The 15,568-nt window shown below is 60.8% G+C and carries 19 protein-coding genes and 4 pseudogenes; 20 read left to right on the plus strand and 3 right to left on the minus strand.

Annotated elements, in window-relative coordinates:
- Window positions 1–218 precede the first annotated feature (218 nt).
- The 14 genes and pseudogenes from QNJ43_RS22110 (at window position 219) to QNJ43_RS22180 (ending at window position 9,474) form a co-directional block, all read left to right on the plus strand.
- Entirely contained in the window at window positions 219–404 is a 186-nt protein-coding gene (locus tag QNJ43_RS22110) for a hypothetical protein (protein WP_300473142.1), read from the plus strand.
- Between the two features lie 8 nt (window positions 405–412).
- The gene (locus QNJ43_RS22115) at window positions 413–1,006 is read left to right on the plus strand and encodes a LysR substrate-binding domain-containing protein (protein ID WP_300473145.1); all 594 of its coding nucleotides are present in this window, start codon (window positions 413–415) and stop codon (window positions 1,004–1,006) included.
- A gap of 200 nt (window positions 1,007–1,206) precedes the next feature.
- Complete coding sequence (locus tag QNJ43_RS22120) at window positions 1,207–1,542, plus strand: hypothetical protein (RefSeq protein WP_300473409.1); 336 nt, start codon at window positions 1,207–1,209, stop codon at window positions 1,540–1,542.
- A 53-nt stretch (window positions 1,543–1,595) separates the two neighbouring features.
- Window positions 1,596–1,868, plus strand: a complete 273-nt coding sequence (gene dctP, locus QNJ43_RS22125) for a TRAP transporter substrate-binding protein DctP (protein ID WP_300473147.1) — start codon at window positions 1,596–1,598, stop codon at window positions 1,866–1,868.
- Window positions 1,869–1,884: 16 nt separating this feature from the next.
- Entirely contained in the window at window positions 1,885–2,019 is a 135-nt protein-coding gene (locus tag QNJ43_RS22130; protein WP_300473150.1) for a hypothetical protein, read from the plus strand.
- A 64-nt stretch (window positions 2,020–2,083) separates the two neighbouring features.
- Window positions 2,084–2,455 carry a TRAP transporter small permease subunit gene (locus tag QNJ43_RS22135; RefSeq protein ID WP_300473152.1) on the plus strand — a complete coding sequence of 124 codons (372 nt, stop codon included), beginning with the start codon at window positions 2,084–2,086 and terminating at the stop codon, window positions 2,453–2,455.
- A gap of 52 nt (window positions 2,456–2,507) precedes the next feature.
- Window positions 2,508–2,747 (plus strand): TRAP transporter large permease subunit, encoded by a 240-nt coding sequence (locus tag QNJ43_RS22140; RefSeq protein ID WP_300473154.1) that lies wholly within the window; start codon window positions 2,508–2,510, stop codon window positions 2,745–2,747.
- Between the two features lies 1 nt (window position 2,748).
- Window positions 2,749–3,810, plus strand: a complete 1,062-nt coding sequence (locus QNJ43_RS22145) for a TRAP transporter large permease (protein WP_300473157.1) — start codon at window positions 2,749–2,751, stop codon at window positions 3,808–3,810.
- Between the two features lie 52 nt (window positions 3,811–3,862).
- Window positions 3,863–4,090: pseudogene (locus tag QNJ43_RS22150) on the plus strand (dihydrodipicolinate synthase family protein); the annotation flags it as partial.
- A gap of 133 nt (window positions 4,091–4,223) precedes the next feature.
- Complete coding sequence (locus tag QNJ43_RS22155; RefSeq protein ID WP_300473160.1) at window positions 4,224–4,517, plus strand: hypothetical protein; 294 nt, start codon at window positions 4,224–4,226, stop codon at window positions 4,515–4,517.
- Window positions 4,426–4,764, plus strand: coding sequence for a dihydrodipicolinate synthase family protein (locus QNJ43_RS22160; RefSeq protein WP_300473163.1), 339 nt, complete (start codon window positions 4,426–4,428; stop codon window positions 4,762–4,764). The genes QNJ43_RS22155 and QNJ43_RS22160 overlap by 92 nt, the downstream gene beginning before the upstream one ends.
- Window positions 4,764–6,965: pseudogene (locus QNJ43_RS22165) on the plus strand (molybdopterin-dependent oxidoreductase). Before QNJ43_RS22160 ends, QNJ43_RS22165 begins: the two are co-directional and overlap by 1 nt.
- Window positions 6,966–7,021: 56 nt before the next feature.
- Window positions 7,022–7,778, plus strand: a pseudogene (locus QNJ43_RS22175) (SDR family oxidoreductase).
- Window positions 7,779–8,733: 955 nt separating this feature from the next.
- On the plus strand, window positions 8,734–9,474 hold the full coding sequence (locus tag QNJ43_RS22180) for a DUF554 domain-containing protein (protein WP_300473165.1): 741 nt from the start codon (window positions 8,734–8,736) through the stop codon (window positions 9,472–9,474).
- A gap of 56 nt (window positions 9,475–9,530) precedes the next feature.
- Here QNJ43_RS22180 and QNJ43_RS22185 read toward each other — a convergent pair.
- The 3 genes and pseudogenes from QNJ43_RS22185 to QNJ43_RS22195 form a co-directional block, all read right to left on the minus strand.
- Window positions 9,531–10,188 (minus strand): annotated as a pseudogene (locus QNJ43_RS22185) (3-oxoacid CoA-transferase subunit B).
- On the minus strand, window positions 10,181–10,843 hold the full coding sequence (locus QNJ43_RS22190; RefSeq protein ID WP_300473167.1) for a 3-oxoacid CoA-transferase subunit A: 663 nt from the start codon (window positions 10,841–10,843) through the stop codon (window positions 10,181–10,183). Before QNJ43_RS22190 ends, QNJ43_RS22185 begins: the two are co-directional and overlap by 8 nt.
- A gap of 202 nt (window positions 10,844–11,045) precedes the next feature.
- A complete protein-coding gene (locus tag QNJ43_RS22195; RefSeq protein ID WP_300473169.1) occupies window positions 11,046–11,783 on the minus strand; it encodes a DeoR/GlpR family DNA-binding transcription regulator in 738 nt (245 codons plus the stop codon).
- 65 nt (window positions 11,784–11,848) lie between these two features.
- On the opposite strand from QNJ43_RS22195, the gene QNJ43_RS22200 reads away from it, so the two are divergent.
- From QNJ43_RS22200 to QNJ43_RS22225, 6 genes are all read left to right on the plus strand, one after another.
- A complete protein-coding gene (locus QNJ43_RS22200) occupies window positions 11,849–12,187 on the plus strand; it encodes a hypothetical protein (protein WP_300473171.1) in 339 nt (112 codons plus the stop codon).
- A 112-nt stretch (window positions 12,188–12,299) separates the two neighbouring features.
- Complete coding sequence (locus QNJ43_RS22205) at window positions 12,300–12,485, plus strand: hypothetical protein (protein WP_300473174.1); 186 nt, start codon at window positions 12,300–12,302, stop codon at window positions 12,483–12,485.
- 180 nt (window positions 12,486–12,665) lie between these two features.
- Window positions 12,666–13,436: an ABC transporter ATP-binding protein gene (locus tag QNJ43_RS22210; RefSeq protein ID WP_300473177.1), complete on the plus strand. Its 771-nt coding sequence runs from the start codon at window positions 12,666–12,668 to the stop codon at window positions 13,434–13,436.
- Window positions 13,437–13,448: 12 nt separating this feature from the next.
- Window positions 13,449–13,658, plus strand: a complete 210-nt coding sequence (locus QNJ43_RS22215) for a TOBE domain-containing protein (protein ID WP_300473413.1) — start codon at window positions 13,449–13,451, stop codon at window positions 13,656–13,658.
- Entirely contained in the window at window positions 13,658–14,560 is a 903-nt protein-coding gene (locus QNJ43_RS22220; RefSeq protein WP_300473179.1) for a sugar ABC transporter permease, read from the plus strand. Before QNJ43_RS22215 ends, QNJ43_RS22220 begins: the two co-directional genes overlap by 1 nt.
- Before the next feature lie 157 nt (window positions 14,561–14,717).
- Entirely contained in the window at window positions 14,718–15,386 is a 669-nt protein-coding gene (locus tag QNJ43_RS22225; RefSeq protein ID WP_300473181.1) for a carbohydrate ABC transporter permease, read from the plus strand.
- The last annotated feature ends 182 nt before the right edge of the window (window positions 15,387–15,568 follow it).

The raw sequence follows: 15,568 nt of genomic DNA on the forward strand, positions 1-15,568 counted from the left end.
CTTCGCGAAGACGGCGAACGGAGCGTTTGAGGGTGGTTCGGAGGCGAGTTCTGCGATACCCACAGGTTTGGATTGAAACGTGAATCAGAAGCAGATCAATGCTTTCCGGATGGTGATGCGATACGGCTCCATTACGGCGGCCGCAAACGCGCTCAACGTTTCCCAGCCGGCCGTCAGCCGTCTTTGTGGCCGACCTGGAGAAAGCCATCGGGTTCCCCTTGCTGCTGCGTCTGGGCGGCAAGGCTCAGCCGAAGCCGGAGGCGGACGAGTTCTTCCCGGAAGTCGAGCGCATGTTCTACGGCTTCGATCGCCTGGCGCTGGTGGCGGAGCAGATCCGCGACCTGCGCCGTGCGGCGTTCCGGATCGCCTCGATGTCGATGGTGAGTTTCGAGATCGTACCGTAGGCGATGAAGTGGCTGGCGGATCTCTCCCAGGGCATCAGCATCACGCACAATGTTCCATACCTCGTCGCGGATCCTCGATCTTCTGGCCTCGCACCAGATTGATCTCGGTATCGGTCAGTCCTTTTCCTCCTTCCTCCGCCGACAATCTGGATGTGCTGGCGGCGTTTCGAACCGACTGCGTGTGCGTGATGCGGCCCGACAATCCGCTCGCTTCGCGCACGTCTCTGACTCCGCAGGACTTGAAGGACGAGCCGCTGATCGCGTTGATCTATCGGACGCTGACCTGGAGCTTCATGAGCCAGCGTTTCGCGGAAGCCGGGGTGACGCCGAAGGTGGTGGCGGAGACGCAACCGTCCTATTCGGCTTGCGGCATGGCCGCACTGGGGCTCGGCGTGGCAATCGTCGACCCGATCTCGCCGGGAATTTTCGGAAGTGCTTTACGCACGGTTCCGTTCGAACCGAAAATTCCTTTCAATTTTCAAGTTCTGAAACCCGCGGACGCTGCACTTTCACGTGCGGGAAAGCGGTTCTTGGAAGAAGTTCTAGCAACCATTGAGGAGCGACATGACTATGGACAGATTATTCATAACATTCCGGCATAGGACCCTCGGATTTTTGTATTTGATTTTATCCCACCGCCTCGGAACTATCTCTAATCAAAAAAAGCACCAGCCAAGGAAATTAAAATGAATATCGCTCGTCGCACGTTTCTGACCCTGTCGGCCACACTTATCGGCTTCGCCGCTGCCAATGTCTCGGCATCGGCCGCCGACTACACCCTTCGGCTGCACACGCTCGTAAAATCGCCGTCCAGATCTTCGATTCCGGCCAGCTCGGCCAGGATCCGGCCGTGATCGGTGAGATGGGCTTCGGCACCATCGACCTGATGATCTCCACGGTCTCCAACGCCGCGCAGCAGATCCCGGAATTCTCCATCTTCACCATGCCTTGCCTCTTCAACGGCATGGACGACGCTCTGGCGAAAATCGGCCCGGGCAGCAAGGTTCATGCCCATTTCGAAAAGGTCTACGAAGAACATGCGGTGGGCATGAGGTTTCTGGCGCTCGGCGCGTCCGGCACCCGCAACATGTCGACGGCCTTCGTCGCCGTGACGTCGCCGGCCTATCTCGACGGTTGAAGATGCGCACTCCGCCTTCGCCGATGGACGCCAAGACCTGAGCCGCCTTCGGCATGCTGCCGGTCACGGTGGCGTGGGGCGAGCTCTATGCGGCTATGCAGACCGGCGTGGCGGACGCGATGGAAAGCTCGCTACCGGGCTATACCGGATCCAAGCTCTATGAGGTGGCTCCGAACCTTGCGCTGACCCAGCACACCATCCAGATCAATCATATCTCCATTTCCCAGCGCACCTGGGACAAGCTTCCTGCGGACTTACAGAAGGTCGTCCAGGATGCCGTCGTCAAGGTGAATGCCTATGGAGTGGAAAAGGCCAAGGAATTATGACGTCAATCTGGTGAAGATGCTGGAGACGGAACACGGCGTGAAGGTCACGCACCCGGACAAGGCCGCTTTCATCGAGAAGGTCGCTCCGATGCAGGTCGAGCTCGCCAAGGAGCTTGATCTCACGGACGAATACGAACTCCTGAAAAACTAATGCCTTCAGCCGGAAGACACTTATGTTAACCCGTCTTTGTGACTGGGCGGCCGAGGCCTTGCGCGTGTTCGCGTGGGTCACGTTCGCAGCCCTGATTATTACCGTCGGCCTTCAGGTTCTCGCACGCGATCTTCTGCATGCTCCCATGATCTGGACCGGCGACGTCGCCCAACTCCTCTTCACCTGGCTGATCTTCCTCGGCGCTGCTGCCGGCCTTCGCGTCGGCGCGCACTACACTGTCGATCTGCTGCCGATGCATCGGCGTTTCGTGAAGGTGGCAACCGACTGGACCGGCTTTCTGTCAGGCGTGCTTGTCGCGGCCCTGCTGCTGCGGTTCGGCTGGGAATTGGCCGCCATCCGCTCCACCGCCGTCATTCAGTCGCTCGGCATCTCGCGCTTCTGGATGTTCCTGTCCATTCCCGTCTCGGGGCCATGATGCTTCTGTTTTTTGCGGAGATGCTTCAGGGTCTTCTGAAACGGAGGGTGGCATGAACCCTCTCGTCATCCTGTTGCTCTCGTTCCTCTTCCTGATCGCGATCCGGGTGAATATCGGTTTCTCGCTGATCCTGTCCTCGGCCTTCGTTATCGTGCTGCAGGAGCTGCCGCTGGTTTCCGTCGTCAACCAGATGTACGCCGGTATCGACAGCTTCACGCTGCTGGCCGTGCCCTTCTTCATGCTGCTCGGGCGGATCCCTCAATGCCGGTTCGATCACCAACCGGCTGCTTGAGGTGGCGGATACGACCGTTGGGCACATCCGTGGTGGGCTGGGGCATGTGAACGTTTTCGTGTCGATGGTGTTCGCCTGCCTGTCCGGCTCGGCGGCCGCCGATACGGCGAGCGTGGGCTCGATCCTCATTCCGGCAATGAAGAAGGCCGGGTACACCGCGCCTTTCGCCGTCGCCCTGACGGCGGCCTCATCGACGCTCGGGGTGATCATTCCGCCGTCCATCATCCTCATCGTCTACGGCGCCTTCAGCAACGTTTCCATCGGTGTGCTGTTTGTCGGCGGCGTGGTGCCGGCTCTTCTCGTCGGCCTGTTCATGATGGCCTACACTTACGTGCTGGCGGTTCGCTACGGCTTCCCGACCAACCCGTTTCCCGGCATTCCGGCGGTCGGCCGGGTTCTGGTGCGCGGTGCGCCGCCGCTGATGATCCCGGTCATCGTGCTCGGTGGTATCATCGGTGGGTTCTTCACGCCGACGGAAGGCGCCATCGGTGCCGTGCTGTGGGCCCTGTTCCTGTCGCTCGTCGTCTATCGCGACATCAAGTGGCGGGACGTGCCGAAGCTCTCGTCCGATGCGGTGATCGACTTCTCGATCCCGATGTTCACGGTCTCGGGCGCCGGTGTCTTCGGCTGGCTGATCGCCTATCTGGGGGCTTCCCAGATCGTCGTGAACTTCATCCTCGGCGTGACCTCGAACGGCTTCCTGATCATGTTGCTGCTGATCGGTTTCCGGCTGCTTGTCGGCATGGTGCTGAACTCGATCTCCGCGACGCTGATTTTCCTGCCGATAATTCAGGTACTTGGCGACACCGCAGGGATGAACCCAATTCACATGGGCGTGCTGAGCACTATTGTTCTGTCCGTTGGGCTGGTGACGCCGCCTTACAGGATCTGTCTTCTCGTTGCTATCCAGATCGGCGAGACGTCACTGGGACGTTCGATGCTGGCGGCCGCACCGATATGCGGTCTGACGATCCTGGTCGCCATTCTCTCGATCTGGTTCCCCGATATCGTTCTCGGGCTGCCGAAACTGCTGGTGCCCGATCTCATCAAATCCGGAGGCTAAAGCCATGGCTCACATCAAACCAAAGGGATCGTTCGTGGCGCTTGTAACGCCGATGAACGCCGGCGGAAGCATCGATTTCGAAGGCTTCCGGACTCTGCTCAACTGGCACGCGGAAAACGGCACCGAAGCGGTCCTGATCATGGGATCGACCGGCGAGGTTTCCATGCTCTCGGCGGAAGAGCGCAAGAAGATCATCTCTGAGACGGTGAAGATGAAGCCGAGCAAGATGCTGATGTATTACGGCGTCACCGGCAACAACACCGAAACGACGATCGACTATGCGCGCTATGCCAAGGGCGAGGGCGCCGACGGCACGATCGTCGCCGCGCCCGCCTATATATATGTGTGTGTGTGCCGACAATGCGTCGATCACCGACTATACGATGGAAGTGCTCGACAGCACCGATCTCGCGATGGGCTTCTACAACAACCCGCCGCGGGTGAAGACGGATCTGCACTGGACCGACATCCTGAAGCTGGCCAAGCACCCGAACATGGTCGTGCTGAAGGAATCCACCACCCGCGTGGGGCAGGTGGCTCAGGTCTGTGCGGCCAAGCTCGACATGTCGATCATGTGCTGCTGCTCGCCCAACCTCGGCCTTCGTCATTCCGACCATGGCGCTCGGCGGGCACGGCACGGCCAACATGACCGGCAACCTCATCCCGCGCGAGATGGCTGTCATCTCCAAGCTGTGGGAGACCGGTGAGGACGCGTTCAAATGCCGCGAGGCATGGCTCACCAACCTGCCGGTGCTGCACTTCGTCTATTCCGCGATCAACCCGGTGGCAGTGAAGACCCTGATGCGCGTCATCGGTCTGTCCTCGGGTCCGCTGCGCAAGCCACTGCAGCCGGCATCGCCCGCGATCCTTGACGCCGGACTGAAGGCGTTCTCGGATCTGGGTCTGGCGGAGAAGCACGGCCTCAAGGTGTGGCCGGAGGCTGTCGCGGCCTGATGGTCCTGAATAAGTCGGCTCGAACGAACCTCACCCATTGGGGCGCCTTTTCGGTGACGGTCGTTGACGGCCGTCTCCGGAAGGCCGAGCCGTTTGAGGGAAGTGGCGCCGATCCCGATATGATCGGCGCCTTGCCCTCGTTTGTTCATTCCGACCGGCGCATCGACCGTCCCCATGTCCGCCGCAGCTTCCTGGAAGCCGGACCACGTGCCGCAGGCGCCGGCCGTGGACGGGACGAGATGATCCCTGTCGACTGGGCGACGGCGCTCGATCTCGTTGCGGGCGAACTTCGCCGTGTCTATGCCGATCACGGTCCCACCTCTGTTTTCGGAGGCTCCTACGGTTGGTCCAGTGCAGGTCGGTTTCATCATGCGCGCACGCTGATACGCCGGTTTCTGGCTGCTGCCGGTGGCTACACGGATCAGACCAGCAACTACAGCTGGGGGACTGCCAACGCGATCCTGCCGCATATTCTGGGCTCTACCGATGCCGTCTCGCATGCGGCAACCGGCTGGGAGACGATTGCCTCCGACGGCGATGTGGTGGTCGCCTTTGGCGGTCTCAATCCGAAGAACTGGCGGGTGACATCCGGCGGGGCCGGGTTTCACCACATGCCTGAGGCGATCGCGAAGGTGGCCGCGCGCGGCGTGCGGTTCACGATCATCTCGCCGCATGCCGACGATATTCCACCCGGTCTCGATGCGACGCTGATCTGGCCGAGGCCCAATTCCGATACCGCGATCATTCTGGCGCTGGCGCATGAGGCCGTTGTCAGCGGGCGGGCCGATATGGCGTTTCTGGAACGCTACACGAGCGGTCACGAGCAGTTTGTCGATTATCTGACCGGCAAGAGCGACGGTATCGCCAACACGCTCGATTGGGCAACGGACATTGCCGATGTTCCGCTCGAGGATCTCACCACGCTGTGGGAGATGGTCCAGCAGGGGCGGGTGATGCTCTCTGCCGCGTGGTCGTTGCAGCGCGCCGATCACGGAGAACAATCCTTCTGGGCACTGATCGCGCTGGCAGCGATGCTCGGTCAGATCGGTCTGCCGGGTGGCGGCTTCTATTTCGGCTACGGGTCCATGAACGGGGTCGAGGCCTCTGCGCGCCGGGGCTTTGTGCCCTCGATGAGCAAGCTCTCCAACGCGCACGGGATGAGCATTCCCGTTGCCTCCTTTACCGATGCCTTTCTCAATCCGGGCAAGGAGATTGCCTTCAACGGCAAGACGGTTCGCTATCCGGATGTGCGGCTCGTCTATTGGGCGGGCGGCAATCCCTTTCACCACGCGCAGGATTTGCGGAAGGTGGAGGCCGCGTAGCGGCGCCCGAAGACGATCATCGTGCACGAGCCGTGGTGGACGCCGACGGCTGAGCGCGCGGACATCGTCCTGCCCGCCACGACGTCCTTCGAGCGCAACGATATTGTCAGGACTTCTCGTGATCCGCATGTCTCCGCCATGCCGCGGCTGATCGGTCCGGTTGGAGAGGCGCACGATGATTTCGTGATCTTCCGCGATCTCGCCGAACGCCTCGGGTGCCGTGAGATCTTCGATGAAGGGCTCGATGAGGAAGGGTGGCTGCGCAAGCTATGGTCGCAGACGGAACGGCGCGGGGCGACGGAGGGGATCAACGTTCCCGACTTCGATACGTTCTGGGCCGAGGGCGTATGGGACGTTTCCTTGCCCGAGACGCCGAAAGTGCAGTTGTCGGACTATCGCGCCGATCCGCAAGGCGCGCCGCTGGCGACGCCGTCCGGCCGTATCGAATTGTATTCGCCCACGATCGCGGGCTTCGGCTATGACGACTGCCCGCCCGATCCAAGCTGGCTGGAGCCGTCGGAATGGCTGGGCTCGGCAGAGCCGGACGAATTGCATCTGGTCACCAACCAGCCTGCCAAGCAGCTCCACAGTCAGCTCTTTCAGGCAAACCACACATCTGGTCCGGCGGAGGTCCGCATCTCACCTGCGGATGCTCAAGCGCGCAAGCTCGTCGATGGCGAAGACGTCCGGCTCTGGAATAAGCGCGGTGCGTGCATGGGGCGTGCGCTGGTCGATAAAAGCCTTCGCCCCGGCGCGCTGGTCATGCCGACGGGAGCGTGGTTTGCGATCTCCATGGACGGTCTTGAGATGAACGGCAATCCGAATTTGCTGACGCATGACCGACGCACCTCGCGGCTGGGGCAGGCGGTGCGGCTCTGAGCGCCCTGGTGCGGATAGAGCCGGCTGGGCAGTAATCTGAGTAAAGAGGACGATCAATGGATCTTGGCGTTCGCGGACGCAAGGCGCTCTTGACCGGCTCCAGCAAGCGCATTGGCGCGGGAAGGGGTGGACGTGACGCTTGTTGCGCGCACCGAAAAGACCCTCCTGCAAACCGCGCAGGACATCCGCGACGAGATGGGCGTTTCGGTGACGCCGGTTGCCGCCGACATTACGACGGAAGCCGGGCGGGCGGCGGCGCTTGAGGCCTGTCCGCAGCCGGATATCGTTCTCAACAATGCGGGTGGCAAGCTGCCGGGCGATTTCCGCGATTGGGGGCGCGAGGAATGGATCGACGTCATCGATCTGATGATGTTGCTGCCGATCATGATCATGCGGGCCGTTGTGGACGGCATGATGGAGCGCGGCTTCAGCCGGATCGTCAACATCGTGTCGCGCAGCGTGAAGAGCCCGCAGGCCGAACTCGATCTCTCCAATGGTGCACGGTCGGGACTGGTCGGCTTCACCGCCGGGTTGGCGCGCCAGACCGTTCGTCACAATGTGACCATCAACAACCTGCTGCCGGGGATCGTGGACAGCGACGCCCAGCGCGAGCATGTGGAAGGTCTGATCACGGACGGCGGCCCGTCATTTGACGAGATATGGGCTGCGTGCGCGGCCGGAAATCCCGCGGGGCGTTACGGTCGATCGGAGGAAATCGGTGCCTATTTCGCCTTTCTCTGCAGCGCTCAGGCCGATTTCGTTACCGGGCAGAGCCTGCTGATCGACGGCGGCGGTTATCCCGGAATCTACTGAAGAGGCGATCGAGACCTGGCGGAGAACTGCCGCCAAGTGCCGCTTTTCGAGCGCGTTCCCTGCTTCAAGGCTTTAAGAGGTTACTGCCGAATGCTGGAGCGCCGGCCTCTGTCAGGAGGCCGGATTGCCGAACTCGCTTCCGCCTTGCCAAGGGGTAGGGCTTTGCGGCGGAATATCGCCGGACAAGGCGTCATGCGCGGCAAGGTGGAGCCTGGCGGTGTGTGTGTAGCGCTTCCATGCGGGGCCGAAGCTGGACTCCAGAAGGATGTCCTCGGCCCGCCGGTCGGTCAAACAAGTCCGACGCCTCCAGTCGCACCTCACGGTCGGGACCAACGCCTTCCGCTGAGCACATGGCACGTGCCATTTTCTCGATGAGATCGTGCTGGGTCATGGTCTTCTCCTCAGCGCTAAGATAGCACCTGGTGGCAGCATTTCGAGCTGAAATGCGTCGCAGAAACGGAGCGTGAGCCCGACTGCTGCCTTTACAAGGAATTCACGTCAGCGGTGCGAGGTCAATTGCATTTTTCAGCGCGCCCAGGCCTCCTGCGGCAATGTTCCGCATCCGAGTTGAAATATACCGTGATTCAAAAAGTGTCTTCTTATCACTATTGTGAATGGAAATTAGCTTTTTTAAATTAAGTTAGATGATTTTTGGGTACGGATTTTATGAAATCCGCAGTATAAAATGGCGTAATTGAAATAAATAAAGAAAATTTATTTGAAGATACGGAAATTATGTATATTTATTATTTACATATATTTCATCTTAACTGTTTCGCTTGATTTCAAAGGAAGTGCCGCAGTCCGGAAATGGTCGCATCGACAGGTTGGGGAGTGCCGCTAGCGCGCTCTCGAGGTGTTGCCATTTCGCGTGATCCGCGCTTTCGCACTGAGTGGCGCCTCTTCCGTGAGCCCGTGTTCGATGCATTTTGAGAGAATAAGGCATAAGCGCTCCATGATCGGACCAATCGTCAATTCGGCATCAACGCTGGTGGGGGGCGTTGTGGGAGGACTGCTCGTCGACAGGCTGAGCGAAAAATTCCGCACCCAGTTGCCGATGACCTTCGGTGCGGCGTCGATGGCAATCGGCATCACGTTGACCATCAAGATTCACATGTTGCCGCCGGTCATCGCGTCGCTGCTGATAGGCGCAATCATCGGCGAGGTCCTCTCGCTGGAAAAGAGGATCGGTGTCGCCGCGTCGAAGACGCGCTTCATCTTCGACAAGATCTCGCCTCCGAAACAGAATTCGAACCTGTCCCAGGAAGAGTATCTGGACAAATTCATCGGTGTCCTCGTCCTGTTCGTGGCGTCGGGATCCGGTATCTTCGGCTCGATTAACGAAGGGATTACCGGCGATCCGTCCATCCTGATCGCCAAATCCTTTCTGGACCTGATGACCGCGGGCATCTTCGCCACCGCGCTCGGTCTTTCGGTTGCGGCGATCGCCGTGCCGCAATTCATCGTGCAGTTGCTGCTATTGCTGTTTGGCCGGTCGTTGCTGTCGGTGACGACCCCGGGAACGGTGGCCGACTTCTCTGAGCTCGGCGGGATCATCATGTTCGCCACCGGCTTCAGGATCTGCGGGATCAAGTCCTTCCCGATCGCCAACATGCTGCCGGGGCTCTTTATCGTGATGCCGCTGTCGGGCTTCTGGTCGACCTATTTGCTGCCCTGGATTCAGGCCGTCGGGTGACCTGAATGCAAGCGAACCAGGGTCCGCTTGCGTTCAATTCTCAACGGGTCCGCGGATTAGGCCGGGATCACTATTTCGGGCACCTGTTCGGGTACGATGAGCGTGGCATCGGTTGCCTCCAGCACGTCCTGGACGCGGATCCCGGGTGCGGTTTCCTTCAGCATCAGACCGTCTGTCATGGGCTCGATGACGGCCAGTTCCGTCACGACCAGATCGATGCGCCGTGTTGCGGTGAGGGGATAGTGCATTCCTTGACGATCTTCGCAGCGCCCTTGACCGTGTGCCGCATGGCGACGATCACGCGCTTGGCTCCGGCTACCAGATCCATCGCGCCGCCCATGCCAGGGACGCGCTGCCCCGGTACGATCCAGTTGGCAAGATAACCGCGCTAGTCAACCTGCAGGCCGTCCAGCACGGTGACATCCAGATGTCCGCCGCGGATCAGTCCGAAGGACAGCGCGGAATCGAAGGCGCAGGCGCCCGGCATGATTCCGATCGGATCGTTGTTGGCGTCGATTAGGTCGTTGTTCGACAGGCCCGGGTGCGGCAGCGTGCTCATGCCGATGATGCCGTTTTCGGGCTGGAGAAAGGCCTGGACGTTTTTCGGCAGGAAGGCGGGCTCCAGCGCGTCGACAAGCCGATACCCAGATTGACCAGATCGCCGGATTTCAGTTCCTGGGCGACGCGGGCGGCAATGAGTTCGCGGCTATTCACGGTTAAGCTCCTTGGCGAACAGGTAATCGACGACCACATGCGGTGTAACGATGACGTCCGGTGCAAGACTGCCCGTCGGAACGATGGATTTCGCTTCCGCGATCACGGTCTCTGCGGCCATGGCCATGACCGGATTGAAGTTTCGTGCTGTCAGCGAGTAGGTCAGATTGCCCCGGTAATCGCTGGTCTTGGCCCTCACGAGTGCAAAGTCGGCTTTCAGGGGGAGCGCGATCAGGTAGGTCTTGCCATCCAGTTCGATCGTCCGGCGACCTTCGGCGGCAAGGGTTCCGACGCCTGTGGAGGTGAGCACATCGCCGAGGCCGTAGCCTGCCGCGCGGATCCGCTCGACCAGCGTTCCCCGCGGAACCAGATCCACATCGACCGTGCCGCCGATCATCAGCTTCTGCATGATCGAGTTGGTGCTGATATGGCTGGTGATCACCTTGACGACCCGGTCTGCCTCGATCAGCTTGCTGACGCCGACCCCTGGACTGGCCGTATCGTTGGTGATGACGGTCAGGTTCTTTTGGCCTTGCAGCATCATCTCGTCGACAAGTCGCGGAGGGGATCCGATCTCCATGAAGTCTCCGATCATTACGGAAGCGCCATCGGGGATGCCTGCCACGGCATCGGCGGCGGAGACTATTTCAGACATGTAAGGGTTTCCTGGAGAAGGATGTAATCCGGGAGCGGTTTCCTCAGGTGGGAAGAGTGCCGGGTACCATACACGCGGAGCGTGTGTCTCCGTGGCAATATGCTCGGATGTCGAGTGCAGTCCTCGCAACGACTGTCGAGTAGCCTGATCTGTATATCGGGTTTGTTGGCGAGTCGCTGTGTCGGAAAGCGATATCTATCGGCTAAACATTTTCGCCTGCAGTGGGCACGCCTTCTCCATCTATCACCTCATCGAAATCGGACAAGATGGCAATGGTGGCAAGGGCGCTGCGGCCGAACTTGCTGGGCGTCGCCAAGAGCAGGCTTCGGCGCGCGGCGCGCATGGCCGACTTTTTCACCGCAATCTTCGACATGTCGTAATCCATGACGCGGCCGCCATCCTCGATGCCGGAGCAGGCGATGAGCGCGTAGTCGAAGTTCAGCCCGTGCAGCGCGGCGATGATTTCCTCGCCCGTCAGGGAGCCGTCCCTTCCGGTCATGCGGCCGCCCAGGACGTTCACGTCGTGGCGGGAGGGATCGAAGGCGAGAGCGGCCCGGATGCTGTTGGTGAAGATCTTCAGGCCTTCGCGCTCGTTCAGGGCTTCCGCTGTGAACTCGACCGTGGTTCCGACGTCGAGAAACACGCTGGCGCCGTCGGGGATGAGGTCGGCCGTGCTCGTCGCCACCTTGCGTTTCGCATCGACTGAGATGTGAGCCTTCTGGTGGTGGTTGAGCCTCAGGTTTTCTTTCGTATCGACAACGCCCGCGCCTCCGTGGAAACGCTGCAACCTTCCGGCCTCTGATAAGGTGATGATGTCGCGGCGGATCGTCTGGGCGGAGACATTAAACTCGTCCGCCAGGTTCTCTATGGTCACGAACCCCTGGCGTTCCGTCAGGTTCAGGATTCTCTGCTGGCGGGAGGAAAAGGCCGGAAGTGTCATTTCAATGTCCTAATTCATCCATTAGAATGTAAGAAAATTTATAAAAACGATAATGGAGATGTTCTATGGGCACAAGGATCTACGGCATTGACGGCACTCAGGTCTACAGCGAATCTGGCGTACTAGATCCCTGGGCCTGGACCAGGAAGCCGGGTGTCGCGAAGCCGGAAACGGCAGTGGATGCCAGTGCCCTGGAGGCTTTGCGGGTGGTGGGTGCGAGTGGCCTGGCGCGGCGCGTTCCCGTCGGCGTCATCGGTCCGAGAGAAGCGACCTCGGAGCAGCTCGAGGCGGCGGAGCGAGTCGGCACCGAGCTCGGCAAGCTCGGCCTGACCGTCATCTGCGGCGGCAAGAGCGGCGTGATGGAGGCCGTTTCACGCAGATGTCTGGGGGCTGGCGGCCTGTGACCGTCGGGCTCGTACCGGATCACGACTGGCGGGAGGCGAACAACTTCATCGCCCTGCCGATCGCAACGGGCCTGAGCGAGGCGCGCAACATGATCATCGCCAAGTCCTGTTGGTGCTGGTGGTCGTCGGAGCCTCCTACGGCACCTTGTCGGAGGTTGCCTACGGGTTGCACTTCTCCAAGCCGGTGATCGGGCTGGCAGGTGCGCCCGGTGTTGAGGTCGTCGTCCATGCGAAAGACGTTGGGGAAGCCGCCGCGCTTCTGGCCGAGTGCATGCTCATGGCAGTGAAGGCGTCATAAAAGTTACATGTCATACTCACATATTGGAAGAAAGATTGCATCCGGATGCCACGAATTATCTGAGAATCCCACCCTGTCCCTTGACAGTGTCAGCCGTAGTTTCGGCGACAATCTGGTCCTGGACGATATCAACATCACGGTGATGCCCGGCAGCTTCACGGCGTTGCTCGAGGCTTCGGGGTGCGGAAAGTCCACCACCTTGCGCATCATGGCCGGGCTCGACCGCCGACTTCGGGGAACGTCTACCTAGACGGGGCTGAGGTTTCGGGCAAGACGGCGCATGAGCGCAACGTGGCCATGGTGTTTCAGTCCTACGCGCTCTATCCGCACCTGACGGTGGCGGAAAACATTGCGCTGCCGCTGGCAATGCGGCGGTTGAACGTTTTGCAGCGTCTGCCGATGGCGGGCCTGCTAGCGCCGGGCGTGCGGCGCGTGCGCCGGGAAATCCGGGCAACCGTTGCGGAGACGGCCGATGCGCTCGGCCTTGCGGTATTTCTTGAGCGAAAGCCCGCCGTCTTGTCGGACGGTCAGAAACAGCGCGTGGCACTTGGTCGGGCTTTGGTGCGTGATCCGGAGCTTTTTCTTCTCGACGAGCCGCTTTCCAATCTGGATGCGCGGCTCAGGGTGCGCATGCGCTCCGAACTCGTGGCGCTCCACAAGCGCACGGGCAAGGCCTTAGTCTATGTCACGCATGATCAGGCCGAAGCCATGGCAATGGCCGATCAGATCGTGGTGATGATCGGCGGCAAGATCGCGCAGGCCGGGCGCCCGCGCGATCTTTATGAGCGCCCGGCATCGCGTGACGTGGCGACCTTCATCAGCGCGAATTCGATCAACTTCTTCGGGCCTGACAATCTCCCCGTGGGCTTGCCCTCCGGCCATCCCGGGGCTGCGGGCGGTGTGTTCTTTGCCATTCGTCCCGAGCACCTGCTGCCGGGTGACGACGGTTAGTTCGAGGGCGCGCTGCAGGCGGTGGAAGATCTCGGGGCGGAGACGATCCTGGCACTTCGGCTCGACAACGGCGACGAATTGCGCGCTGTTGCCTCCGGCGACTACCAGATCCCGGCACCGCGGACGCGGGTGAAGGTCGGATACGCGCCGCATCGCCTTCATGCCTTCGATGCAGCCACGGGGCTTCGGCTTCCCGATCCGGCTGGCGGGGAGAAAGCGTGATGGTGGGCTCCTCGCGATTGTCGATCGAGCGGCGCGAAGGGTTGACGACCCTGTGGCTGACCGGCCCCGCCACGCTGGTCCTGCTGCTCTTCATCTTCGTGCCAGTGGCCATCGTGACGCTTCTCTCCTTCACCGACTATCAGTTCGGGACTTCGACCTTCAACTGGATCGGGCTTGAGAACTACGCCGATCTCTTCGGTCCGCGGATAAGGCGGCGGGCGATGGTCAACATGTTGATCTACGTGGTGATCGTCATTCCCTTCTCTGTCGGGTTCGGGTTGCTGGTCGCCATGGGCGTGCACCGGATGATGAGCTGGGCGCCGGGGCTCGCCAATGCGCTGCGCACGATCTACTTCCTGCCGGTGACCGCGACGCTCGTTGCGATGGCGGGCGCCTGGCAGATGGTGCTGCATCCCTCGCTCGGGATCGTGAACCACATGATCGCCGGTCTGGGCGGAACGCCGCAGAACTGGCTCAGCGATCGCGGGCTGGTACTCTACACGCTCGCCATGATCGGGATCTGGCAGACGGTCGGCTACAACATGGTGCTGTTCCTGGCCGGGCTCGTTTCCATTCCCTCCGATCTCTATGAGGCGGCGGAAGTGGATGGGGCAGGGGGCGGCTGGTCGCGGTTCTGGACGGTGACCTGGCCGATGCTCGGGCCCACCACGCTGTTCGTCATGGTGGTGCCCGCGTCCAACGCCTTCTGGGTGTTCAAGACCGTGGCGACGCTCACCAAGGGCGGCCCGGCCTACACGCTGGTCTACGCGCTTTATCGGGAAGGCTTTGTCTACTTCAAGGCGGGCTATGCCAGCGCCATCACCGTGGTGCTCTTCGCCTTCCTGCTTATCCTCACCTTTCTCCAATTCCGCATCGTTGAACAGAAGGTGCATTACCGATGACCGCTCGTCGCTTGCTTGGCCGTCTCGTTTCTCTCGCCCTGCTGCTGCTCGGTGCTGCCTTCATCCTCCTGCCGTTCGTGTGGATGCTGTCGCTGTCGCTGAAACCGGACGACGAGATCTTCGCCCCTGTCGTTCGCCTCCTGCCGTCGCATCTCGAATGGTCGAACTTCGTGACGGCGATGACGAAGACCGATGTGCCGCTGTTTCTGTGGAACGGGCTGATCGTGGTGGGCGGGATCCTGTTCTTCCAGATGCTCTTTGCGGTGCCGTGCTCGTTTGCTCTGGCCCATCGTTGCTTCAGGGTAAGGCCGCTGATCTTCGCGCTCGTTCTGGGCGCCCTGCTGGTTCCCTTCCAGGTGGCGGTAATTCCGGTCTTCCTCGGGCTTGCGAAGGTGCATCTCCTCAACACCTACTGGGCGTTGATCCTGCCCTTCATGCCATCGGCCTTCGGGCTGTTTTTTTCCGGCAGGCTTTCTCGCAGCTTCCCGCCGAGCTTTTCGAAGCCGCGCGGGTGGACGGATTGTCGGAGACGGAAATCGTCTGGCGTATCGCCTTTCCGCTGGTGCTTCCCGCGGCCACCGCGTTTGCGATCTTCTCGGTGACGGCACACTGGAACGATCTCTTCTGGCCAATGATCGCGATCTCCGATCCGCATCTGGCCACTCCGCCAAGGGGCATCCTCTTCTTCCGCGATCAGGAATCCGGCAATCAGGTCGGGCCGTTGATGGCCGCAACCGTGATCATCACCGCGCCGCTGGTGGTCGCCTTCCTGTTCGCGCAACGCAAGTTCACTCAAGGGTTGGCAAAGGCCGGTCTCAAGGGCTGAAGGAAACATAACCAACAAGAACGCGGGCCAGCCGCGTCGACGGTCAATGTGCAAGCAAACAGGAGCACCTGTTCCGATGAAAATCGCATTTGTTGCTGAGGCCTTCGCTCTGGCGTCTACGGCGGCCATGGCGCAGACCACTCTGCGAGTCGACTATGCCAATCCCAATATCTAGACCGAAA

This window comes from Breoghania sp. (assembly GCF_030066895.1).
Classification (GTDB): domain Bacteria; phylum Pseudomonadota; class Alphaproteobacteria; order Rhizobiales; family Stappiaceae; genus Breoghania.